Raw genomic sequence first — 23,697 nt, forward strand, 5'->3', positions numbered from 1 at the left:
CCATGTACAGCGGCAGCCAGCTCTTCCTCATCCTAGCCGGGCTCTTTTTCGCTGCACTGGCGTTCAGTCTTCTGGTGAATTCGGTTTTCATGCGTTTTGCGAAGACGCTTGGCCTGCGTGAAACGAAAGTGCAGCACACGCGCTGGAGCAGTGCGAGCAAGCCGGCCTTCGGCGGGATCGGCTTCTTCATCGTTTTCCTCGGGGCTTTTTCGTTCTACAGTGCGCTGTTCCCAGGGCACGGCGGACCGCTGCAGCCTGAACTGCTCGGGTTGTTGGCGGCTACTGCACTGGGCTTTCTCATGGGCCTTGCAGATGATGCCTACAATACGCGCCCCCTGCTCAAGTTCAGCGTTCAGGTCGCCTGCGGGATCATCCTCATCACCTCAGGCTCGTGCATCCATATGTTCGACGCGGCCTGGGCCAACTGGCTGCTTACCATTCTTTGGACCGTGGGCATGATGAACAGCATCAATATGCTGGACAACATGGACGCCATCACCACCACCGTCAGCCTGTTCATCGTGGCAGCGGCCATCACCGTGCTGCACTTCCAGGAACGCGATGAAAGCGTGCACATGGTGATATGCGTGGGCGTGCTGGCCAGCTTGTGCGGTTTCCTTTTCTACAACTGGCACCCAAGCCGCATGTTCATGGGCGATACCGGCAGCCAGTTCCTGGGCGTCTTCCTTGCATGGACCGGGGTTCAGTGCTTCTGGAACCCAGGGCCTGACCAAGGGCACCCTGACGCTTTGCGGCAGGCATTTTCGGCGTTGATCGTCTTCCTTTTGCCCATTGTGGATACGACGGTCGTCACCATCAACCGCATCGGCCGTGGGTCCTCCCCGTTCATTGGCGGCAAGGACCACACGACCCATCATTTGGGCTACGCCGGATTGAGCGACCCACAGGTAGCCATGGTCTTTGCTGGACTTTCGGCGGTGAACTTATTGTTGGCGTTCGTTGTTGTTCGGTTCATTCCGGTTTGGATGCCGCTGCACAGCGCGATCTTCGCCACATACGCCGTGGTGGTTTTCCTCACGCTCTTCTTCTTCACCCGTCGCACCAAGCCTCCATTGGAATGAACGTGTTGATGCGCATCTCGGTCAAATCGCTCACTTGGCTCATGCTCATGGCTGCCGGGGCATTGACCATCCATGTGCTGGCGTTCTCCTGCACTCCGGTCGGCACGGACGAGGACCACCGTCGGCTTTTCAATGACAACTACAAGATCTTCTCGCTCACCCTGCCGGACAACATCGACTTCTGCGGCGAGAAAGTGCCCATGGAATTACTCGACGTACGCGAGCGTCTCGACCGCGAGCTGCTCGTGAACACCTACTGGCAGAGCAACAGCCTATTGGCCCACAAACGTGCAGCACGTTGGTTCCCGGTCATTGAAGCCGTGCTGGCCAGGGAGGGCGTGCCCGACGACGTAAAGTACCTCTCCTTGATCGAGAGCGGGCTTACCAACGCCGTGTCGCCCATGGGCGCCACGGGTTTCTGGCAGTTCATGAGAGAGACCGCGCCTAAATACGGCCTTGAGGTCAGCGCCGAGGTGGACGAGCGTTATCACGTGGTCAAGAGCACCGAAGCCGCGTGCAAGTACCTGAAGGAGAACCACGCCAAATACGGTTCCTGGAGCATGGCCGCGGCCGCCTACAATCTGGGTCCCGGGGGACTCGACAAACAAGTGGGAAGGCAGAAGAACAGCGATTACTTCGCGCTGCTGCTGCCGGACGAAACTTCTCGGTACGTGTTCCGCATCCTGGCCGCCAAGGAGATCATCCGCGACCCGGCGCGCTACGGGTTCCACCTGCGGCAAAAAGACCTATATCGGCCCTACCGGACACGCACTGTAACCGTAACAGGTGCCGTGGAGGACCTGGCCGACTTCGCTATCCGGCAAGGGACCGATTACAAGACATTGAAACTGTTGAACCCCTGGTTGCGCGACGCGAAGTTGACCAACGCCAAGGGCAAGACCTACGAGGTGCTGTTGCCCGCGGAGGATTTCGACACAGCGAACGACGACGAGTGAGCAAGAAGGCAGCGGCCGCGCGGAAACCAAGCGCCAAAGGCCAGGAGAACGGGCTGGAACATGCACCCGTGGAGCAGGAGTACGTTGAAGTGCTCGGTGCCCGCGTGCACAATCTCAAGAACATAGATGTTCGCATCCCGCGCGAAAAGCTCACCGTGATCACAGGTCTCAGTGGAAGCGGCAAGAGCAGCTTGGCCTTCGACACACTGCACGCCGAGGGACAACGCCGTTACATCGAGACGTTCAACGCCTACGCGCGCCAGTTCCTCGGTGGCATCGAACGGCCGGACGTGGACCTGATCACAGGGCTCAGCCCGGTCATCGCCATCGAGCAGAAGACCATCAGTCGCAACCCCCGGAGCACGGTGGGTACGATCACGGAGATCTACGACCTGCTGCGCCTGCTGTACGCGCGCGTCGGCGAGGCCTACAGTTACGTCAGCGGTGAACGCATGGTGCGCTACACCGATGCACAGATCACCGACCTCATCCTGCACGACTTCAACGGCCACGACATCCAGGTGCTGGCCCCGCTCGTGCGCGGGCGCAAGGGCCACTACCGGGAGCTGTTCGAACAGTTGCTGCGGCAAGGTTTCCTGAAGGCACGGGTGGACGGGTCGTTGATGGACCTGAGCACCCGACCGCGGCTCGATCGCTACAAAGTCCACGACATTGAACTTGTCGTTGATCGCTTCCGCGTAAAAGAGGACGCGCGAAAACGCGTTGCAGACAGCTGCAACACCGCGTTGAAGTACGGGAAGGGCAACCTTATTGTACTCGATACCGTGGGCAACAATGTGCGCTACCTCAGTCGGCACCTCATGTGCCCGACCACCGGCATCGCCTATGAGGAGCCCGAACCGAACCTGTTCAGCTTCAACAGCCCCTATGGTGCTTGTCCACGTTGCAGCGGGTTGGGACAGGTCACGGCTGTCGCATTGGACAAGATCGTTCCCGACCGCCGCAAGAGCATCAAGAAAGGTGCGATCGTCCCATTGGGAGCCTTCAAGTCCAGCTGGGTGTTCAAGCAGGTGGAGGCCGTGCTGAGCAATTTCGGCCACGACCTCGATACGCCTGTCGAGGAAATGGACGATGCCGTACTGGCCGCATTGCTCAACGGTATGGACGAGCCACTGCGCGTAAGCAGCAATATTGGCCTGAGCGATCGCACGGTACAGTTCGAAGGGATCATACCCTACATCCTGGAGCAGGCCGAGGAAGGCCCGAAAACCGCACAGAAGTGGGCGGAAGGCTTCACGCACATGATCGCCTGTCCGGAGTGCAACGGGGCCCGCCTGAAGAAGACCGCACTGCATTTCAGGATCGGCGGGAAGAACGTGAGCGAAGTGGCGCAATTGAGCATTGCGGACCTGCATGCCCACTTCAAGCAATTGGGCGGAAGTTTGGAAGGGAACGCGGCGGTTATCGCCCACGACATCCTGAAGGAAGTGACCGCACGCAGCGGGTTCCTGCTCGATGTGGGACTGGATTACCTGACCTTGGACCGCAGCGCGCGCACGCTGAGCGGCGGCGAGGCGCAACGCATCCGGTTGGCCACGCAGATCGGTGCGCAGCTCACCGGTGTGCTCTACATCCTCGATGAACCCAGCATCGGGTTGCATCAGCGCGACAACCAACGGCTCATCAATAGTCTGCGGCAGTTGCGGGATGGCGGCAACACGGTGATCGTCGTGGAGCACGACAAGGAGATGATGCTCAGCAGCGACCACATCATCGACATCGGGCCGGGAGCAGGCGAGCACGGTGGCCGCATCGTGGCCGAGGGCTCGCCAAAGACCCTGTTGGCCGACGACAGTGAAACGGCGCAGTACCTGCGAGGTGATAAGACCGTACCCGTGCCGAAGCAACGGCGCCAGGGTTCAGGCAAGAGATTGGTCCTGCGCGGTGCGAGCGGCAACAATCTAAAGGACGTGGACATCGAACTGCCGCTGGGCAAGTTCATCTGCATCACGGGGGTGAGCGGCAGCGGCAAGAGCTCGCTCATCGGCGACACGCTCTACCCGATCCTGAGCAAGCATTTCTACCGCAGCGACATGAAGCCGCTGCCGTACAAAAAGGTTGAAGGGCTCGAGCACATCGACAAGGTCATCGAAGTGGACCAAAGCCCGATCGGCCGCAGCCCGCGCAGCAACCCGGCCACCTACATCGGGCTCTTCGACCACATCCGCACGCTGTACGCCAACCTGCCCAGTGCCAAGATCCGCGGATACAAGAACGGCCGCTTCAGCTTCAACACCTCCGGAGGCCGTTGCGAAACCTGCAAAGGGGCCGGGGTGCGCACCATCGGCATGAACTTCCTGCCCGATGTGCACGTGCCTTGCGAAACGTGCCGCGGCAAGCGCTACGACCGCGAGACCCTTGAAGTCCGTTTCAAGGGCAAGAGCATCAGCGATGTGCTGGACATGAGCGTGGAGGACGCGCATGCGATCTTCAGCGATGTGCCGCAGATCGCACTGAAGTTGCGCACGCTGCTCGATGTAGGGCTCTCTTACTTGCGCTTGGGGCAAAGCAGCACCACCCTCAGCGGCGGCGAGGCCCAACGCATCAAACTGGCCACCGAGCTCAGCAAGCGCGATACGGGCAACACGTTCTACATCCTCGACGAGCCGACCACCGGACTGCACTTCGAAGACGTTCGACAGCTCATCGGCGTGCTGAACCGGCTGGTGGACCACGGCAACACGGTCCTGGTCATCGAGCACAACCTCGACATCATCAAGACAGCTGACCACGTGGTGGACATGGGGCCCGAAGGCGGGTCAGGTGGTGGACGCATCACTGCGCGCGGCACACCGGAGGAAGTCGCGTTGATGGGAAAGGGCCATACGGCAGGTTTCCTGGAACAGGAACTGGCCTGACGGGTTGTAAGCAGCTCCCTGTGGGTTAATGCGCGATCGCGCGCCAATGTGCTGCCCCTGCTGGTATTCCTTCGCGTTACATCCGAGCATTGGACCATGGCGAAGCAGAAGACCCCCGCGAAGCAACAACACGTCGATGAAGGTGAGCGCCGTATCCAGCGCGCCTTCAAGCGCAAGGGCTGGAGCGAAGTGAAGGCCAACGACAGCTGGGCGATCTTCAAGATCATGAGCGAATTCGTGGAGGGCTTCGCTGCCATGCAACGCATCCGCCCTTGCGTGAGCGTGTTCGGCAGTGCGCGCACCGCGGAGGACAAGGCCGAATACAAGATGGCGGAAGAGGTCGGGTTCCTGCTCACCAAACGCGGTTACGGTGTCATCACCGGCGGGGGTCCAGGCATCATGGAAGCGGCCAACAAGGGTGCCAAACGCGGCGGTGGCACCAGCGTTGGGCTCAACATCGAACTGCCCTTCGAGCAGCAGCCCAATCCGTACATCGACAAAGAGAAGAGCATCAACTTCGACTACTTCTTCGTGCGCAAGGTGATGTTCATCAAGTACAGCCAGGGCTTCATCGTGATGCCCGGGGGCTTCGGCACGCTCGACGAACTGTTCGAGGCGCTCACGCTCATCCAAACACAGAAGATCGGTCGGTTCCCCATCATCCTCGTTGGCACGAAATATTGGCAGGGCCTGCTGGAATGGATCAAGACCGTGATGGGCGAAAAGCACAAGAACATCAACCCCGCGGACATGGAACTGTTCAGCGTGGTGGATACCGCCGAACAAGCCGTGGACGCCATCGACAAGTTCTACAGCAAATACATGCTACGGCCCAATTTCTGAGCCTGCGACAGGCGTCTTCGCCATCAACACGAGCCTGTTCGCTTTACCGTTTTCCCCTTGCCTGACGCGCCGGGGGGGGCGGGTAGCTTCGTCGCCATCAATGTACGCGCAGGTGCGCGTGCGCAGCGTCAACGAAACCAGCGGCCCATGAGCAATCTCCTCGTCATCGTCAATTTGATCGGCCTGTTCTTCATCGACCTTTTCATGCAGAGCGGCATCAACATCACCCACGACCTGCCCTCGACCATGCAGCCGGGCAGCCAGGTGAAGGTGACGATGAACGTGGAGAAAGGAGCCTTGGGCGGCTTCGCGAAACTGCAGATCGACCTGCCCGAAGGCATGACCGCGACGCTCGTCGACGGAAAAGGGGCTTCGTTCACCTTCGATGACCAGAAAGCCAAGTTCATCTGGATGAGCCTGCCCATGGCAGCTTCCTTCAGGGTCAGTTTCACGCTGACCGCTTCGGCCACAGTGAGCGGCAAAATGCCCATCAGCGGTCGCTTCAGCTACATCGAAGACAATGAGCGCAAGACACAGGAGCTGCCTCCCACGGTGGTCGACTTGGGCGGTGGATCCGCCGTAGCACAAGAAGCCCTTCCGCCGGTTGCCGCACCAGCCACGGAAGTGGTCGAACCAGTTGAGGAAACCGCATCGGCGGAGCCCGTGGACACGACGCCCATCGACGCCCCGGCCATAACCATCACCGATGCCCCGATGATCCCGGCCAGCCAGGGTGCCGGCAACGTGAGCGCCACGCGCACCATTACAATGGTGAGCGAAACCGAACTGCTGGTGGAAGTGTTGGTCAACAAGGGAAGCATCCGTGGTTTCGGCAAACTGCAGGAGTCGCTTCCCGCAGGCTTCACTGCCATGGAGAAGAACAACGCAGAAGCCATTTTCACCGCCCAGGACCGGATCGTGAAGTTCGTTTGGCTCAACCTGCCCGCGAGCAACGAAGTGAAGGTGACCTACAAGCTGCGCAGCAATGCGACCGTGCCCGGCGACCACCAAGTGAACGGGGAGTTCGGCTATCTGTTGAACGACGAAACCCAAAAAGCCACCCTGGGCAGCACGCGCTTTGCCATTGGTGCCGATGCATGGGCTGCTCATCAAGCCCAGTTGAAGGCGAAGGAACTGGAGGCCTTGGTCATCAACGCGAACTCGCAGGATGCCAGCGACACCGAGATGGACCGCACCGCGCAAGAAAGTGCTTCGCAGCCCGGTGAACCCAACAACAGCGCAGCGGCCACCAGGATGGAAGACCCCGTGGCACAACGTCCGGCCAGGCAGAACATCCCCGCTCCCGAGACGGGTATTACCTACAAAGTCCAGATCACTGCCGCGCACCGGGAGGTAGGCAGCGCGTATTTCGCCGGGCGCCACCGCTACAACGGGGACTTCGGCATTGAGCGCCACGAGGGCTGGATCAAGTACACGACAGGACGCCATGCCGAGTACCGTCAGGCCCGCGACCAGCGCCAAGCCTTCGTTTCCGCAGGGCACAACTTCCCCGGACCTTTCGTTACGGCCTACAACAACGGCGAGCGCATCACCGTGCAGGAAGCACTGATGATCACCCGCCAGAACTGGGTGCAGTAACGGCTTCGGCCCGGCGGCTATATTTCGACCATGCCGCCACGCCTACCCTTCCGCTCTCTTCTGTTGGCCGCGTGCGTTGCGATGGGCGCAACCACGGTGCACGCGCAGGAGGACACCACCGCTTCCTTCAAGTTCAGGCCCACGTTCAGTGTGGGGGCCGGGATGTTCTCCTTCTTCGGGGACATCGGGGGCAACCACGATGGCTACAGCCCATTGGTAACCCGTCTTGCGTATGAACTGCGAGCCAGCACGGCACTGACCCCTTGGCTTGAGGGCGGGTTGTTCGCTGTGCACGGCCGCCTCGGCGCCAACGAGCGCAGCCTTTCCCGGAACCTGAACTTCGAGAGCCGTGTGACCATGGGCGGCCTCATGCTCACGTACAACTTCAAACACCTGGTGAAGCCGACAGCCAAGGTGACGCCCTATCTGAGCGTAGGCTTCGAGAGCTTGGAATTCCTGAGCAAGACCGATAGGATGGACCGCGAGGGCCGGGTGTACCACTACTGGAGCGATGGCACTATCCGCGACATCGACGAACAAGCCTCCAACGCTTCGGATGCCGTTGTGATCCAGCGCGACTACGACCATGAGAGCGATATCCGCGAACTTGACATGGACGGGTTCGGGCAGTACACCGAACGCACGTGGGCCGTTCCTGTTGGTTTCGGAGCGCGCATGGACCTTGGCTCGGGACTCGACCTCCGCTTGGGTGCACAGATCCATTGGACCTTCACCGACCTTATTGACGGTGTTACGGACGAGAGCGTGGAGGGCCGCACGGGCGACTCGCGCAACGACCGTATCCTCTACAGCAACTTCACCATCGGCTATGCCATACCGCTGGAGCGCAAGAAGCGCACGAGCAGCAAGGGCGGCATCGACATCTCGCCGGAGGACATGCAAGCGTTCGTTGCCGATGCGGACCAGGACGGCGATGGCGTGAACGATTTCAAGGACCTCTGCCCGGGCACGCCCGCTGGCACCAAGGTGGACCAGAACGGCTGCCCGCTCGATTCCGACCTGGACGGCGTGCCCGACCACCTCGATCTGGAAGCCGGCACCACCGCCGGTGCCCCGGTGGACGCGAACGGGGTGGCCATTACCGATGACGCCTTCCTGAAAAGCTGGCTGAACTTCAAAGACAGCGGCAACGTGAACATCGTGACAAGCCGGGTGGAGAGCGTCGGCCCTCGCCGCAGCACCCCGCAGCCCAAGCAGCGCGTGTATGTGGTGCAGGTGGGCAGTGAAGTTGAAGGCATCACTGAAGCCCAAATGCAGCAACTGCTCAGCATCCCCGATCTGCGCACGGTGGAGCACGGCGATACCATCAGTTTCGTGGTGGGCGGCTACGATGCGCTGCCCGAGGCCATCCGCCGCCAGATGCAACTGAAGAACGCCGGAGTGAACGGCAAGGTGGTGGCGCAGGACGGCGATGCGCTGGTGAACATCGACGACCAGGTAGCAGCGGCCACGGCAGGTGTTGGATCGCCTGAGGCCACCACGTCCGGTCCTGCGATCGTACGCGTGCAGTTGGGCGCGTTCAAACAAAAGCTGAGCAAGGACATTTTCGCTGGCATCGAAGACCTGGTGGTGCTGAAAGGCGATGATGGATTGACGCGCTACTACACCGGAACATTCTCCGATGTGAACCCCGCCGCGGCGCTCAAAGTGGACATGCTGACGCGCGGGTTCGAGGGTGCTTTCCTCGTGGCGTTCAAGGACGGCAAGCGGGTCTCGTTGAAAGAGGCGGGGGCCAAGCTCACGGAACCGGAAGACCTGTCGGCCATGCCCAAAGGAGCCATCAACAAGGAAATGCTGCGGTACCGTGTGCAGCTCGGCACATTCGCAGGCAACGTGCCCAGTGATGTGATGAGCAAGTACATCGAGATGGGCAACGTGGAACCCGTGACAAGTCCGGACGCAGTGCGTTACTACTACGGCTCGTTCAAGTCGCGTGCGGAGGCCGATGATGCGCTGAAAGCCATCAAGGAGAAAGGGCTTGCGGATGCGTTCCTGGTAGGCGCTGTTGGCAACCGACTGGTGAGCGCGGAGGACGTGGACCGGTTGTTCGCTGAGCCCTGAGGCGACCGCCTCAACGAAGAAGGGCGGCCCATGGAGCCGCCCTTCTTCGTTCCGCGCATGCTAACGCTGGACCACTACAGGCTGGACGGCCTGAACGACCCCATCGCTCCGCAGTTCAACAAGGTAGGCTCCGTCGGCCAGGTCGCTCACATCAACGCTCACCGGCCCACGGGAAGACACGGCACGAAGCTTCAGCAGGCGGCCCGACATGTCGATCAGACGGACCTCATCAAGCTCTACGACGCCTTGCACCGTGATGTTGATGAGATCGTGTGCCGGGTTGGGGTAGAGCAGAAAAAGCCCAGCTCCGGCATTCTCCTCCACACTGTAGATGCCGCACGGGTTGTAGGTCCCGTCCAAGGTGGTGGCGCCGCTGTTCGTGGGATCGAGCCAAACGTGCAGTTCTTCGTTGGCCGGGTTGGGGTTCTGAGCACCCCAGTGATAGCTCATCTTGCCGAAATAGTCCTGCACCGTTGGGCCTGTGCCATTGCCACAACCGTTCACCGTGCAACAAGACCCGCCACCGGTGAGCGTGCCGACGATGCGGTGGTTCTGGTTGAAAATGGGTGATCCGCTGCTACCGCCCTCGGTTACGCCCCAACCGTTCGTTGTCGCCACCCAGGTCACCCGCCAATGTGCCCCGCTCGCGTTCCACCACGTACCACTGAGCAGATTGCTGGAATAGGTGCTGATCTTCTTCTCGTCACCGGCGGGATGGTGTACGCACACCCCGGCGGTGCTCGTGCCTCCGGACGCGTCCCACCCGTTGAAGTACGGAAAGAAGTTGGCGGGTACCTGGTTATTGGCTTCCACGAGAAGGAAATCACTGCCGTTCGTGGCCCCCCCACAGTTGCTGTCGGCGCGCCGGGCACAACCTGTCATCACCTTGTTGGCCAGCGCAACCCCGGTTCCGCAGCCACTGCGTTGGTAGCGGAAGTAGAACTTGTAGTTGTTGAAGTTCGCATCTGTGCTGTTCAAGCCGCAGTGCAGCGCCGTTAGGAAAAATGGTTTGCAATCCAGAGCAGTGTTGTTGACCAGTGATCCGCTGCACCAGCCGAGACCACCGGGTTCCACAACGCTGATCCGCACAACACCGTCCCGCTCCTGTTCCCATGCATTGCCCTCGGGGCACTCCACATCCACTTCGCAAGCATCGGCCTTGGCCGCGCCAACGAACCTGTAGGCATGCCCAACGCCGGTGATCACGAAATGCCCCTGACCGGTCACAACAGCAGGCTCGTAGTACTCGACGATGGAGCGCGGCCCCATGATCTGCGCGGTGGTGAACTGCCCGCTCGAATGGTTGTTGTACGAGGTGAACCCGCCCAACAGCTCTTCCGTCGTGGGTGAGTAAACGTGCAAAACCGCTCCCGCGGGAAGCGCAAAATCCTCGAAGAAGAGTTCCGTGGCCAAGGCACCGGGGCTCTCAATGGCAGTTCGCCAAACGCGATCACCGTTGGGCAATGGGGTCCATTGGCCATCGGTCAGCGGGGCGATGGAAACCGGCAAGATCCGCCCGTAGAGCGGCAGACTTCCTTCCGCAGCGCGCTGGTCGTCTTCAATGGCTACTTGAGCGGCATCCAGCCCCACGGTGCCAAGAAGAGGCACATTGTTGAAGGACCAACCATGGCGCTTCGAAAATGGCGTTCCACCAACGCTCTCTTGGCCAATGGCCGCAGTAACCAAAACGACAAGGAGTACTGTAACAAGGCATCGCATAGTGACCGGGGTTTGCATCGGCGCTAATGTAGAAGGGCTCAACATGGTTGTCAGGCGACCTGCGCGCCCTTTCTTCGCAGCCCATGCCCACCACGTCCTCCCGGCTCCACGCCGTGTTGCGCCGCTACCGTTGGTGGGTGTTCGTCCTTGCCATGGGTTGGACAGGGACGGCGGGGTGGATAGCCAGCAGCCTGAAGCTGGAGGAAGACCTCTTCCAAGCGCTGCCGCGGGACAAAACCATGGAGCGCTACCGGGCGCTGCTGGAGTCCTCGGGCAATGCCGATCGCATCGCCATCGGGTTCACCGCCGATTCGTTGCAGTTGGACAGCGCCTTCGCTGCAGCCGACCGATTTGAGGCATCTGTTTCGGATGCAGAACTGCCTGTGGTGGTCTCGTCCGGCCCGGACCTCGGCCAGGTGGATGCGCTCATCGACGGCCTACTGGCGCGCCTGCCCGCCATGGCGGATAGTGCAGCTGTGGAGCGGTTCGCAGCCAGTGACAGCGCCGCCTTGAACGCCATCCTGGCGAAGGCATTGGAGCATCTCTCCTCCCCTTCCGGCATGCTTTCGGAACCGCTGGTCTTGGGCGACCCGGCCGGTCTGCTCGGAGAAAAGCTGAGCGTTCTCAAGAGCCTTGGTGGCATGGGCGGCCTCACCGTGGTCGACGGCCGCTTCGTTGCGCGGGACAACCGCACGGTGTTCGTGCTGGTAGCACCGGACAGTGCTGTGCGGGGCACGCCTGCCGAACGCGCGCTCGTAAACACACTCGATTCGTTGAGCGCCGCGGAAAAGGGAGCCACGCAGCCGAGCATGTTCGGAGCACTTCCGGTGAGCATGCGCAACGCAGAGCGCATTGCCGCCGATAGCCGCAGCACCACGCTCATCTCGCTGGTGCTGGCCCTGGTGCTCGTCGTCTGGTACTTCCGCAGGGCAACTGCGCCGTTGCTCATCCTGCTTCCACCTGCGTTCGGAGCGGTGAACGCGCTCGCAGGCATGGCGTTGATCCAGGGATCGGTGAGCGCCATCTCCTTGGGTGCCGGTGCGGCGCTGCTCGGAATCGCAATGGCCTACGGCTTCCACTTCCTGACGCACCTGCGGCACAACGGCAGCGTGGTTAAGGCACTGGAAGAAACGGCAGGTCCGCTCCTCCTCGGCTGCTTCACCACCGTGCTGGCGTTCCTTGGCCTGCGCCTGCTCGACAGCCAGTTGCTGAAGGACCTCGGCCTGCTGAGCGCTCTGATGCTGGGGAGCACGGCGCTGTTCGTTCTGATCGTGCTGCCGTTGATGGTGAAGGACCGCCCGCCGATCCGGCCTAACGATCAACATGCAGCAACGAACAGTGCGTTCGCCAAGGTGCGCAAATGGGCCATCGTTCCCGTGCTCGTCATCACGGCCATCCTGCTGCCGTGGGCCGATGAAGCCACCTTCGATGATGAGCCTGAGCACCTGGGTTGGATGCCGCCGGACATGCGCCGAGCGAACGACCTGCTCTTCGGGAGTGAGCGCGATACACGTACCGTGTTCATCGTTGCTGAAGGCGCCAACGAGGAAGAAGCACGGGCCGCGTTGGAGCGCGCCGGCAACGCACTGCGCAAGGGTTCACCGGCCATTGCCCAGAACCTCTTCCTCCCCACGGACCTGCAACCGTCCAACGCAACCGTGAAGAAGAAGCTGGACCACTGGATGTCCCGTTTCGGCAACGCACGCGGCTTGCCGTTGTCCAAACGATTGGAAGAGGCTGCGGAACGACAGGGCTTCACACCAGCGGCGTTCCATGGCTTTACGCACTGGCTGAACGGGATGCCCAACACCGCCGCCTTGTGGGAACCCATGCCGATCCCTGATGGCCTGCCCGGTGCGACCCCCGTCGTTGAGAAAGACGGTACCGCGCTGGTGAGCGGATTGCTGCGGTGCGGACCGAGAGAACTGGCCGAGGTGAACGCAACACTGGCTGCGCTCAACCGCACGGGAACCGCCAAGGTTGAAGCACTGGACCGCAGCATCATGGGCGAGCGCATGAAGGCCATTGCCCAACGCGACCTTGGAAAAACACTGCTGTTCACCTCGGTGCTGGTGTTCATCACCTTGCTGATCTCATACGGGCGCATCGAACTCGCGCTCATCACCTTCCTGCCCATGGCCCTGGGCTGGGTATGGATCCTGGGCATCTGCGGGCTCTTCGGCATCCCGTTCAACATGGTGAACATCCTGATCTGCACGTTCATCTTCGGGCTGGGCGACGACTACTGCATCTTCACCAGCGACGGTGTGCTGGAGCGCTACAAGACGGGCAAGGACCATACGCGCGCCAATCGCGATGCCGTCATCCTCACCGGCATCACCACCTTGCTCGGCACCGGCGCGTTGCTTTTCGCGGAGCACCCGGCCCTGCGTTCCATCGCCACGCTTTCCGTGGTTGGCATGCTCTGTATCCTGGTGATCGCGCTCACCGTGCAGCCGTGGCTATACCGCACGTTCATCACCGGTCGCGCCGCGAAGGGCCGATACCCGTTCACTGCGAAGAGCCTGTTCGTTTCGGTGTTCGCCTTCCTCTACTTTCTGTTCGGCTGCATCCTGCTGGTGGGCCTGTTCCCGGTGCTGCGCATCATGCCGTTCAAATTGATGGCGAAGCGCAAGTTCTACGGTCGCATCATCATGCTCTTCACCCGCAGCCTCGTTTACATCATGATGAACGTGAGGAAGGACATCCGTTCGTTCCGCGCGCAGGTGGAGGAACGGCCGAGCATCGTTGTTGCCAACCACGCGGGCTTCATCGACATCCTGGTGATGCTGATGGTGCACCCGCGCATGCTGATGATGACCAACCGCTGGGTGTGGAACTCGCCCTTCTTCGGTGCTGTGGTACGCTTCATGGGCTTCCTGCGCAGCGAAGACACCACCGACGAGAACGTGAAGAACGCGGCCCAGGCCCTGAAGGACGGATTCTCCATCACCGTCTTCCCGGAGGGCACACGCAGCGTAACGGGCAAGCTCAACCGCTTCCACAAGGGTTCGTTCTGGCTGGCCGAGGAACTGCAGGCGCCGATGGTGCCCGTGGTTCTGCACGGGGTGGGCCACGCGATGCAGAAAGGCGACTGGCTGCTGAAGGACGCCAGCATGGCCATGCGCGCACAGCCGACAATCGAGTGGAACGACGCGCGCTACGGCAAGGGCCACCGCGAGCGCACCAAGGCCATCAGCGCGGAGTTCAAGGCGGCGTACAACGAATTGCGGATCGAACGCGAAACGCCATGCTATTGGCGCGAGAAGCTCATCCGCACCTTCCTCTTCAAAGGCCCGGTGCTGGAATGGTACGTGCGCATCAAGAGCCGCATCGACACCGACCTGCACGAGCGGATCCACGCGCTGGTGCCGTGCGAGGCCAGCGTGGTGGACCTGGGCTGCGGATACGGCATGCTCGGCTACCTGCTGCACTGGAGCAGCGAAGACCGAAGGATCCTGGGCGTGGACCACGATGCTGCGAAAGTCGATGTGGCGCAGAACGGCTTCTCGCGTGGCGAAGCCCTGCAGTTCGTTCAAGCCGACCTGAGCTCGTTCATCCCACCGGCCGCTGATGCGTTCATCCTGAAGGACGTGCTCCACTACATGCCCAAGGAAGAACAGGCGGTTCTCCTGAAGCGGTGCAGCGGTGCACTGAACGCCGGCGGCATGATCCTCGTCCGCGACGGGTTCGCCGATGACGACAGCGCCCACGCCCGGACACGCACCACGGAACTCTTCTCCACACGACTGTTCGGCTTCAACAAAACGAAGGGGGCGCTGCATTTCCTTCGGCGCGCCGAACTGGAGACCATGGCCGCAGCGAACGGGCTTGTGTGCGAATGGACCGGTGACAGTGACGTGACATCCAACGAACTTGTGATCTTGCGACCCCATCCCCAACCCTTCCCCGGTGGAGAAGGGAGCTTGCGAACATGAACGATCGGAAATTCGATGTGGTAGTGATAGGCGCAGGCCTTGGCGGACTGGAGGTGGCCTACACCCTGGCCAACGAGGGCATGAGCGTGTGCGTGCTGGAGAAGAACCAGCAGTTAGGCGGCAGCCTTCAGGTCTTCAGCCGCGAGAAGACCATCTTCGATACGGGCGTGCATTACATCGGTGGCCTGCTGCCCGGCCAGAACCTGCACCGCTACCTCAGCTTCTTCGGCATCATGGACAAGCTGAAGCTGCAGCGGATGGACATGGACGGGTACGACCTGTGCAGCATGGAGGGCGACCCCAACGAGTACCCGCACGCGCAGGGCTACGACAACTTCATCCGCCGCTTGGTGGAGTACTTCCCGGCCGAGAAAGCCGGTATCACGCGCTACACCGAGGAGATCAAACGGATGTGCGGCAAGTTCCCGCTGTACAACCTGGAGGACACCGACACGCAGGAATGGAAGGATGATGATCTGGGGCTGAACGCGAAGGACTTCATCGCCACCATGGTGAAGGACCCCACGTTGCGCAACGTGCTGGGCGGCAGCAGCGCGCTCTATGCCGGCGACGGCCGCTACTCACCGTTCTACGTGCATGCCCTGGTGACGAACACGTATATCGAAAGCTCGTGGCGTTGCATTGACGGGGGCTCGCAGATCGCCAAGCACCTCACGCACAATGCGCGGGAGAAAGGTGCCACGGTGATCGCGCGCAAAGAGGTTTGCGGCTTCGACTTCCACGGCAACGACATCAGTGCGGTGCGTACCACCGATGGCGATGTGTTCGAGTGCAAGCAGGTCATCGCGAACATCCATCCGGCCACCCTACTGGGCATGATCGGCCCGGGCCACATCCGGCCGGCCTACCGCAACCGCCTCACATCATTGCGCAACACACCGGGCAGCTTCACGGTTCACGCCGTGATGAAGCCCGGCACCTTCCCCTACCTCAACCACAACTACTACCACATGATCGGCACCGACGTGTGGGATGCGGTGCGTTACGATCGGGTGAACTACCCCAACAGCTACATGCTGAGCACGCCCAAGAGCACGCGCGGCGGCGACCATGCCGATGCCATCACCATCATGTGCTACATGGACTACGATGAGGTGGCGCAGTGGGCTGACAGCCACAACACCATCGTGCGGCCCGGCAAGCGCGGCGATGACTACGAGGCGTTCAAGCGGAAGAAGGAGGAACAGGTGCTGAACGTGGTGGAGCGCAAATTCCCCGGCATCAAGAGCTGCATCCAGAGCGTGCACAGCAACACGCCCCTCTCCTTCCGCGATTTCATCGGCAGCCCCGACGGCAACATGTACGGCATCATGAAGGACCACAGCGACCCGCTGCGCACCTTCATCCCGCCGCGCACCAAGATCCCGAACCTCCTGCTCACCGGCCAGAACATAAACCTGCACGGCATCCTGGGCGTTACCGTGAGCAGCATCGTCACCGCCAGCGAACTGGTGGGCAAAAGCCACCTGCTGAAGAAAGTACGCGCGGCGAGCTGAGCGTTACTCCACGATGGGGATCAGGCCCCGCACACCCATATCGGTGACCACATCGAAGGCGGGCGCACCGGGCTCGTACAGGCCATCGCCGTTGTCCTGCCACTCGAAGCTGTTGTTGGTGGAGAGGGAAACCGTGATGACCACGTCCTGCGTCTCAGCTCCGGTGATGACGAGCGGTTGCGCGAATTCCCCGGTGACCACGCACGAGCCCGCCGGGATCGGTGACGTGGAGGCCAAAGGATTCGGGACGGTGGTGGCACCTGCTGGTGCTTGACCGGTCACGGGGGCGGTGGGCACGATCGGATCGATGACCTCGAACGCCCAGAATCCCTGCAGCCTGTCGTCGTTCACCGTTACGGACTGCTGGTGCACCACGAATGAACTGATGTAGGTGTTGTAACCGATGAACGAAGCCACGGTGCCTTCCAGGTCGTAAGTGCCCGTGCCGAACTGGGTGTCGGTGTAACGGAAGTCGATGTCGTAGTTCTGGTAGGCCAAGGACACGCGCAGCCATTCGTAGGTGCCAGCATCCAGATCGCTCAACGGCACGCTCAGGAACACCTCTCCGTCGCCCGCCTTCACGCTCTGGTTGAAGTCAATGGCGGTGGCGCCGCCAGCGCTGGTCTCGGCTGCGTGGTAAACAACAGCACCACTGCCCAAGGCCGTCCAAGCGGTCGGAGCGAACTCGACATAGTGCGCGCTCATCTTGTTGAAGCGGGGGTTTTGTGCAGCATGGCCCGCCGGAATGGTGCTGGTTTGCCCGAGGTTGTCCAAGCGCACCTGGGTGCTATCGAACTTGAACTTCAGCACGAGGTTGGGGCCGCTTGGGCCTGGCGACGGCGCAGGTGCGGGGTCCTCCTCCTTCTTGCAGGAGGTAAGCACGGCCGCTACAGCGAGGGCGGCGAGAAGGGCAGTACGCATGGTAGGTGGAAGTCTGGTCCGCAAAGAACGCATGAGCCCTTGAAGAAATTTCCCACCATAGTATGCATGCATAACAAATGCGGATACCTTGGGGGCCAAGTCAACCGGGGATGAAGCCTGAAGAGACGATCGACTTTCCGATCCGCCGTGTGTGGAGCCGGATTTCACGCATCTACAACACCGAGGCGGCCAAGTACGGTGGCAGCATGGCCGTGGGCCAGATCCTGCTGAACATCGAGCCGGAGGGCACGCCCAGCACCAAGCTTGGTCCCAAGATGGGCATGGAGGCACGCAGCCTTGTGCGCACGTTGCAGGCCATGGAGGACGAAGGATTGATCAAGCGCATCGCCGACAAGAGCGACAAGCGCGTGGTGCGCATCCACCTCACTGCGAAGGGCAAGCAGATGCGCGACGTGAGCCGCAACACCGTGATCAGATTCAACGAGGCGGTGCAGAGCCGTTTCACGACGGCGCAACTGAACAACTTCCGGCAGGTGATGTCGGAACTGGACCATATTCTCGAACACGAACAACTTTTCTGATACTCACCACAGAGGCACAGAGGACACCGAGAAGAACAAGATGAACACCGTTGCTCATCAATCGCATTCCTCCGTGCCCTCTGTGCCTCTGTGGTGAAGCATTCACACACACATGAGCAAACGAAACATCCGCAAAGTCGCCGTGCTCGGCAGCGGCGTCATGGGCAGCCGCATTGCCTGCCACTTCGCGAACACCGGCACCGAAGTGCTGCTGCTCGACATTCCAGCCAAGGAAGGTCCGCGCAACAAGATCGTGGACGACGCACTCGCCGCCGCGATCAAGAGCAGTCCGGCGCCCCTGTACGATGCACGCTTCGCCAAGCGCATCAGCACCGGCAACTTCGACGACGACCTGCCCAAGATCAAGGACTGCGACTGGATCATCGAGGTCGTGATCGAGCGGCTCGACATCAAGCAGCAACTGCTGGAGAAGGTGGAGAAGCACCGTACACCGGGCACGCTCATCACCACCAACACCAGCGGCATCCCGATCCACGCCATCAGCGCGGGCCGAAGCGACGACTTCCGCAGGCACTTCTGCGGCACGCACTTCTTCAACCCGCCGCGCTACCTGCCGCTGCTGGAGCTGATCCCCGGTCCGGACACCGACCCCGCGGTGCTCGCCTTCCTGGAGGACTACGGCCAGCGCATCCTTGGCAAGGTCACGGTGATGGCCAAGGACACGCCCGCCTTCGTGGCCAACCGCATCGGCGTGTTCGGCATCATGGACGTGTTCCACCTCGTCACCGACATGGGCCTTACGGTGGAGGAAGTGGACCGCCTCACCGGCCCCGTGATCGGCCACCCGAAGAGCGCCACCTTCCGCACCGCCGACGTGGTGGGCCTCGACACGCTGGTGAAAGTCGCGCAGGGCGTGAAGGACAACTGCCCGCACGACGAGCGCAACAGCCTCTTCAGCATTCCGGAGTACCTGCAGCAGATGGTGGAGAAGAACATGCTCGGCAGCAAGACCGGCAAGGGCTTCTTCTTCAAGGACCGCAACTCACCCAAGGGCGAGATCCTCTCCCTCGACCTGAAGACGCTGGAGTACAAGCCACAGGTGAAGCCCAAGTTCGCCACGCTGGACGCGGCGAAAAAGGTGGATGACCTGCGCGAGCGCCTCAAACTGGTGTACAACGGCACCGACAAGGCCGGCGAATTCTACCGCCGTTCGTTCCAGGCGATGTTCGCATACGTGAGCCACCGCATCCCCGAGATCAGCGACGAGCTGTACAAGATCGACGACGGCATGCGCGCCGGCTTCGGCTGGGAGGCGGGTCCGTTCGAGACCTGGGACGCCATCGGAGTGCAACAAGTGAAAGATGAAATAGGAAAGCTGAAAGCTGAAAGTGGAAATGCGCTGACCATCGCGCCATGGGTGGATGAGATGCTTGCGGCTGGTCATACTTCGTTCTACAAAGTGGAGCAGGGCCAACGCCTTTACTACGATGTCGCGAGCAAGAGCTACAAGCCGGTGCCACGCGCGGAAGGCTTGATCGTTCTCAACGAATTGCCAGAAAGCAGCATCGTGTGGAAGAACAGCGCCGCCACCGTGCGTCACCTCAGCGATGGCATCCTGAGCGTGAGCTGGACGAGCAAGATGAACACCATCGGCGCGGAGGTGATCCAGGGCCTCAACAAAGCCATCGACCTCGCCGAGCAGGGCTACAAAGGCCTGGTGGTCTACAACGACGGCGCCAACTTCAGCGCGGGCGCCAACGTGGGCATGATCTTCATGATGGCCGTGGAGCAGGAGTACGACGACCTGGAGATGGCCGTGCGCACCTTCCAGAACACCATGATGCGCATGCGCTACAGCAGCATCCCCGTGGTGGCGGCCCCGCACCAACTGTGCCTGGGCGGCGGCACCGAGCTCTGCCTGCACGCGGACAAGGTGGTGGCGCACGCCGAGACCTACATGGGCCTGGTGGAATTCGGCGTGGGCGTGATCCCCGGCGGCGGCGGCACCAAGGAATTCGCCCTGCGCCTCGCCGACGAGCTGAAGGAGGGCGACATCCGCATCAACGCCATGCGCGAGCGCTTCCTCACCATCGGCCAGGCCAAGGTGGCCACCAGCGGGCACGAGGCTTTCACGTTAGGCTACTTGCGTCGCGGCCAGGACGAGGTCATTGTCAGCCGCGCCCACCAGCTGGCCTACGCCAAGGCCTGCGCGCTGGAGCTGTGGAACAAGGGCTACACCAAGCCCGCACCGCGTAAGGACATCAAGGTGCTCGGCCAGGAAGGCCTCGGCATCGTGTACGTGGGCGCCAACAGCATGCTCAGCGGCAACTACATCAGCCAGCACGATGCGCTGATCAGCGAGAAGCTGGGCTATGTGCTATGCGGGGGTGACCTGAGCGAGGCTACGGAGGTCTCCGAGCAATACCTGCTGGACCTGGAGCGGAAAGCCTTCGTGGAGCTGTGTATGCAGCGGAAGACGCTCGAGAGACTTCAGTCGATCATTACTACGGGGAAAGTGTTGCGGAATTGAACCGACAAAACGACGATCCCGTGTCACACGCGTTCAGCTATAAGCTCGCCAAGATGAAAGGTGGTCTTGGTCACTATGGTGAGATCACAGTGGTGGTTGAAGCTAGACTTGCGGATGAGCCGACTATTGTAGAGGCATACAGCGGAACAGGATGGGAAAGGCAAGGATATGCGCACACTATACCGGACAAGGGTTTCGATGATTGGAAATCGGCGATCCGAATGGGCATCGAATATGCTCTTCGTCGCTTGGAGGAACAGAGCATCCGCGTTACAGTGAAAGAAGCCACTGGCTTGATCACTGACACGAACGCGACAATACTTGCCTATGCAGCGTCAAGAGCCCTCTTGGAGAATCTTCCCAACCTGGAATCTCAGACGGAAAAGGACCGATTCGAGCAGCTTGTTTTCAGCAGTTTCAACTATGAAGACAGCGCCCAATTGGACCTGGAGCAGTTCCAGTTAATAGGCCAACTCAGGCCGAAGTCACCATATAGGGTTCAGGCAAATGGCTAAGCATAGCCAGCAATATCATCTCATCGGTTGGGGCGTGCCGGCTCGCCCTTCGGCTCCGCAGAGCCGCGCTCAGGGTCTCGCCGTCGCGCTTGGAGTTCAGCCCGGGCTCGGACCCGGGCCTACAAGTCCTCGCGCGGATTACCGCGCTGTGGGCTTTCCGCTGCAATCGCTCACGCATGAGTGCAAGCACGTGAACCTATGATTGACTTCGACCTAAATCGAACATGGGTCTCATTCACATGTCCATCGTGTGCCTATATGGATGAAGTTCAGGTCGTGGATGTACGCTCAGAGAAGACCATATTCTGCCACAACTGTAAGTCCTCGATCCGACTCGTCGACGGTGATGCTTCCGTGCACACCGGAGTTCGCGACATCAACGACTCCATGACTGACCTATTGAATACGTTCAAAAAGCTCGGACGCTGATGTACTACAATCACAATCTCAGAACCAACCTACAGGAGTGGAAGAATCGCGTTCAGCGCGCTTCAACAAGCAACTTCGGATACCAGATAGACCTGTTGCTGAAGCACATTCAAGAGGAGCCTGCACTCAATGCGCTCATGGTTGAAGCCGCTCAGCAATTCCCGCATGAGGACGAGCACTTGCAGGAACGAATAAATCTCTATGACTCCAGTCAGCACATTCCATTCTCTGGACAAGCGGATCGCGCAGCTTTTTCCCAAGCTCTCTTGCATTGGATCATTAGGGAACATGGTGTCGAGTCCGTACCGCATATGACCTTATTCATAGGAAGAAAGGATGTCCTCGGAGGAATAGTAGAAGACTGCGTGTCTCCAATTCTGGACTACTTACATGACCGCTTAGACAAGTCTAGTTCCACGTTGTACCTGCTTGAGAAATACAAGCGTCGGACGGAGTGGTTCATGAAGGACTCTCTCAGAACACGATATCTGTTGGCTGAGAAAGAATACGAGAAAATCTTCGAGGATGACCTGCGACTATTCCTGTTTGACCAAGGAATCGACTATCCCTTCTCAACCCCTAGTAGTCCTTCTGGCAGAGCTGACGTTGTCGGCGCTATTGACACCTCGGATCCGCTTGTTGTCGAAATCAAGATTTTCGACCGAAGCAAGAGCTATGGGAAGGATCGTGTACGAAGTGGTCTTGCTCAGGTCATGAAGTACGTAAATGACTACAACAAGGACTTTGGCTACCTAGTCATCTTCAATGCCGACAACGCTGAATTGCACTTTCAACTCGAAGACATCAGCAAGGCCTTCCCACCGATGCTTGTCTATAACAACAAGCGATACTTCTTCATAGTGGTCAACATCGGTGAGCATGTTGCAGCTAGCAAAGTCGGCAAGCAAGAGGTGATTGAACTGTCAACAGATTTCCTGGTATCCAAAGCAGAACTCGCGTGAGGGAGAGCAGCGGAAAGCTCGGAGGCCTGTCATCAGGCCGAGGACCTGCCTGTCCGGCAGGCAGGCTTGCAGCGGATAGCCCGACGGCGCTGCTCTTGTGCGCCGGCACGCCCAACACTTCGACAAGTTCGGTGTGACGACCACCAAGCCAATGAAAAAGCGCGCGATCACCGTCAAAGGCATCCCCGTCACCGTTGTGGAGCGGAACGAGCAGGACTACATCTCGCTCACCGACATGGTGCAGGGCTTCGAGGGCGGCAGCGCGCTGATCGAGCAATGGTTGCGCAACAAGGACACGGTGCTCTTCCTGGGTGTGTGGGAGCAGCTGAACAACCCGGCGTTCAATTCCCTCGAATTCGAGGGAATTGGGAACGCGGCCGGCCGCAACAGTTTCTACCTGTCGGTGAAGAAGTGGATCGACGCCACCGGTGCGATCGGGCTGCACGCGCGCGCTGGCGGACATGGCGGCACGTATGCGCACAAGGACATCGCCTTCGAGTTCGGTTCGTGGTTGAGCCCAGAGTTCAAGCTGTACCTGATCAAGGAGTTCCAACGGCTGAAGGAAGCGGAGGCCAGCAACCAGTCGCTGGAATGGAACCTGCAGCGCACTCTGGCCAAGGTCAACTACCGGATCCACACGGATGCCATCAAGGAGCATTTGATCCCACCGGTGCTCAGCAAGGCGCGCATCAGCGGGGTGTACGCTACCGAAGCCGACCTGCTGAACGTAGCCCTGTTCGGCCTCACCGCTTCCGAGTGGAAACGGGCCAACCCATCACTTGCCGGCAACATGCGCGACCGCGCCACACTGGAACAACTGGTCGTGCTTTCCAACCTGGAGAGCATCAACGCCGTGATGATCCAGCAGGGCCTCGGATCAGCGGAGCGCCTGCAACAACTGAACACGACCGCCATCGGACAGATGAGATCGCTCACCGCAGGTCGCGCAGCGGACAAGCTGCTGGCGGCCGGCAAGAAGAAACCAAAGAACTAAGACCCCATGAACGCATACATCATCGCCGGTTTCCGCAGCGCAGTGGGCAAAGCGCCCTGCCATCGGCAGGCAGGCGCACGCAAATTCCGTTTCACGCGTCCGGATGACCTGGCCGCGCACGTGGTGAACCACCTGGTGGGTTCGGCGCCCCATAAACCACACCCAACCACCTGACTTTCAGCACGAAACTACATTTGTAACACTTTCGTATACATTTGTGTTACAAAA

General features: G+C 60.4%; 15 protein-coding genes and 1 pseudogene. 14 read left to right on the forward strand and 2 right to left on the reverse strand.

What is annotated here, in order from left to right; all coding sequences use genetic code 11:
• The first annotated feature begins 2 nt into the window (after window positions 1-2).
• The 6 genes and pseudogenes from IPJ76_01880 (at window position 3) to IPJ76_01905 (ending at window position 8,406) form a co-directional block, all read left to right on the forward strand.
• The gene (locus IPJ76_01880) at window positions 3-1,082 is read left to right on the forward strand and encodes an undecaprenyl/decaprenyl-phosphate alpha-N-acetylglucosaminyl 1-phosphate transferase (protein QQR87003.1); all 1,080 of its coding nucleotides are present in this window, start codon (window positions 3-5) and stop codon (window positions 1,080-1,082) included.
• Window positions 1,083-1,090: 8 nt separating this feature from the next.
• Window positions 1,091-2,038 (forward strand): lytic transglycosylase domain-containing protein, encoded by a 948-nt coding sequence (locus IPJ76_01885; protein ID QQR87004.1) that lies wholly within the window; start codon window positions 1,091-1,093, stop codon window positions 2,036-2,038.
• A gap of 68 nt (window positions 2,039-2,106) precedes the next feature.
• A complete protein-coding gene (uvrA, locus tag IPJ76_01890) occupies window positions 2,107-4,917 on the forward strand; it encodes an excinuclease ABC subunit UvrA (protein QQR88373.1) in 2,811 nt (936 codons plus the stop codon).
• 96 nt (window positions 4,918-5,013) lie between these two features.
• Complete coding sequence (locus IPJ76_01895; GenBank protein QQR87005.1) at window positions 5,014-5,760, forward strand: TIGR00730 family Rossman fold protein; 747 nt, start codon at window positions 5,014-5,016, stop codon at window positions 5,758-5,760.
• A 147-nt stretch (window positions 5,761-5,907) separates the two neighbouring features.
• Window positions 5,908-7,359 carry a hypothetical protein gene (locus tag IPJ76_01900; GenBank protein ID QQR87006.1) on the forward strand — a complete coding sequence of 484 codons (1,452 nt, stop codon included), beginning with the start codon at window positions 5,908-5,910 and terminating at the stop codon, window positions 7,357-7,359.
• 921 nt (window positions 7,360-8,280) lie between these two features.
• Window positions 8,281-8,406: pseudogene (locus IPJ76_01905) on the forward strand (thrombospondin type 3 repeat-containing protein).
• 1,095 nt (window positions 8,407-9,501) lie between these two features.
• Here IPJ76_01905 and IPJ76_01910 read toward each other — a convergent pair.
• Entirely contained in the window at window positions 9,502-11,178 is a 1,677-nt protein-coding gene (locus tag IPJ76_01910) for a T9SS type A sorting domain-containing protein (GenBank protein ID QQR87007.1), read from the reverse strand.
• A 65-nt stretch (window positions 11,179-11,243) separates the two neighbouring features.
• Between IPJ76_01910 and IPJ76_01915 the strand changes: the two genes are divergently transcribed.
• Entirely contained in the window at window positions 11,244-15,098 is a 3,855-nt protein-coding gene (locus IPJ76_01915; GenBank protein QQR87008.1) for a 1-acyl-sn-glycerol-3-phosphate acyltransferase, read from the forward strand.
• Window positions 15,095-16,615: an NAD(P)/FAD-dependent oxidoreductase gene (locus tag IPJ76_01920; protein QQR87009.1), complete on the forward strand. Its 1,521-nt coding sequence runs from the start codon at window positions 15,095-15,097 to the stop codon at window positions 16,613-16,615. The genes IPJ76_01915 and IPJ76_01920 overlap by 4 nt, the downstream gene beginning before the upstream one ends.
• A gap of 3 nt (window positions 16,616-16,618) precedes the next feature.
• On the opposite strand, the gene IPJ76_01925 is transcribed toward IPJ76_01920, so the two are convergent.
• Entirely contained in the window at window positions 16,619-17,536 is a 918-nt protein-coding gene (locus IPJ76_01925; protein QQR87010.1) for a hypothetical protein, read from the reverse strand.
• 110 nt (window positions 17,537-17,646) lie between these two features.
• Between IPJ76_01925 and IPJ76_01930 the strand changes: the two genes are divergently transcribed.
• From IPJ76_01930 to IPJ76_01955, 6 genes are all read left to right on the forward strand, one after another.
• Entirely contained in the window at window positions 17,647-18,078 is a 432-nt protein-coding gene (locus IPJ76_01930; protein QQR87011.1) for a MarR family transcriptional regulator, read from the forward strand.
• A 112-nt stretch (window positions 18,079-18,190) separates the two neighbouring features.
• On the forward strand, window positions 18,191-20,569 hold the full coding sequence (locus tag IPJ76_01935) for an enoyl-CoA hydratase/isomerase family protein (protein QQR87012.1): 2,379 nt from the start codon (window positions 18,191-18,193) through the stop codon (window positions 20,567-20,569).
• A gap of 20 nt (window positions 20,570-20,589) precedes the next feature.
• Window positions 20,590-21,084 (forward strand): hypothetical protein, encoded by a 495-nt coding sequence (locus IPJ76_01940; protein ID QQR87013.1) that lies wholly within the window; start codon window positions 20,590-20,592, stop codon window positions 21,082-21,084.
• 425 nt (window positions 21,085-21,509) lie between these two features.
• A complete protein-coding gene (locus IPJ76_01945; protein QQR88374.1) occupies window positions 21,510-22,475 on the forward strand; it encodes a hypothetical protein in 966 nt (321 codons plus the stop codon).
• 151 nt (window positions 22,476-22,626) lie between these two features.
• Window positions 22,627-23,469, forward strand: coding sequence for a KilA-N domain-containing protein (locus IPJ76_01950; protein ID QQR87014.1), 843 nt, complete (start codon window positions 22,627-22,629; stop codon window positions 23,467-23,469).
• 6 nt (window positions 23,470-23,475) lie between these two features.
• Window positions 23,476-23,643 (forward strand): hypothetical protein, encoded by a 168-nt coding sequence (locus IPJ76_01955; GenBank protein QQR88517.1) that lies wholly within the window; start codon window positions 23,476-23,478, stop codon window positions 23,641-23,643.
• Window positions 23,644-23,697 lie beyond the last annotated feature (54 nt).

The sequence above is a fragment of the Flavobacteriales bacterium genome (assembly GCA_016699575.1).
Taxonomy (GTDB): domain Bacteria; phylum Bacteroidota; class Bacteroidia; order Flavobacteriales_F; family PHOS-HE28; genus PHOS-HE28.

Bases quoted from the DNA above. Each gene is read 5' to 3' on its own strand.
- IPJ76_01880 (QQR87003.1), top strand. From the start codon at position 3: ATGTACAGCGGCAGCCAGCTCTTCCTCATCCTAGCCGGGCTCTTTTTC.
- IPJ76_01885 (QQR87004.1), top strand. From the start codon at position 1,091: ATGCGCATCTCGGTCAAATCGCTCACTTGGCTCATGCTCATGGCTGCC.
- IPJ76_01895 (QQR87005.1), top strand. From the start codon at position 5,014: ATGGCGAAGCAGAAGACCCCCGCGAAGCAACAACACGTCGATGAAGGT.
- IPJ76_01900 (QQR87006.1), top strand. From the start codon at position 5,908: ATGAGCAATCTCCTCGTCATCGTCAATTTGATCGGCCTGTTCTTCATC.
- IPJ76_01910 (QQR87007.1), bottom strand. From the start codon at position 11,178: ATGCAAACCCCGGTCACTATGCGATGCCTTGTTACAGTACTCCTTGTC.
- IPJ76_01915 (QQR87008.1), top strand. From the start codon at position 11,244: ATGCCCACCACGTCCTCCCGGCTCCACGCCGTGTTGCGCCGCTACCGT.
- IPJ76_01920 (QQR87009.1), top strand. From the start codon at position 15,095: ATGAACGATCGGAAATTCGATGTGGTAGTGATAGGCGCAGGCCTTGGC.
- IPJ76_01925 (QQR87010.1), bottom strand. From the start codon at position 17,536: ATGCGTACTGCCCTTCTCGCCGCCCTCGCTGTAGCGGCCGTGCTTACC.
- IPJ76_01930 (QQR87011.1), top strand. From the start codon at position 17,647: ATGAAGCCTGAAGAGACGATCGACTTTCCGATCCGCCGTGTGTGGAGC.
- IPJ76_01935 (QQR87012.1), top strand. From the start codon at position 18,191: ATGAGCAAACGAAACATCCGCAAAGTCGCCGTGCTCGGCAGCGGCGTC.
- IPJ76_01950 (QQR87014.1), top strand. From the start codon at position 22,627: ATGAAAAAGCGCGCGATCACCGTCAAAGGCATCCCCGTCACCGTTGTG.
- IPJ76_01955 (QQR88517.1), top strand. From the start codon at position 23,476: ATGAACGCATACATCATCGCCGGTTTCCGCAGCGCAGTGGGCAAAGCG.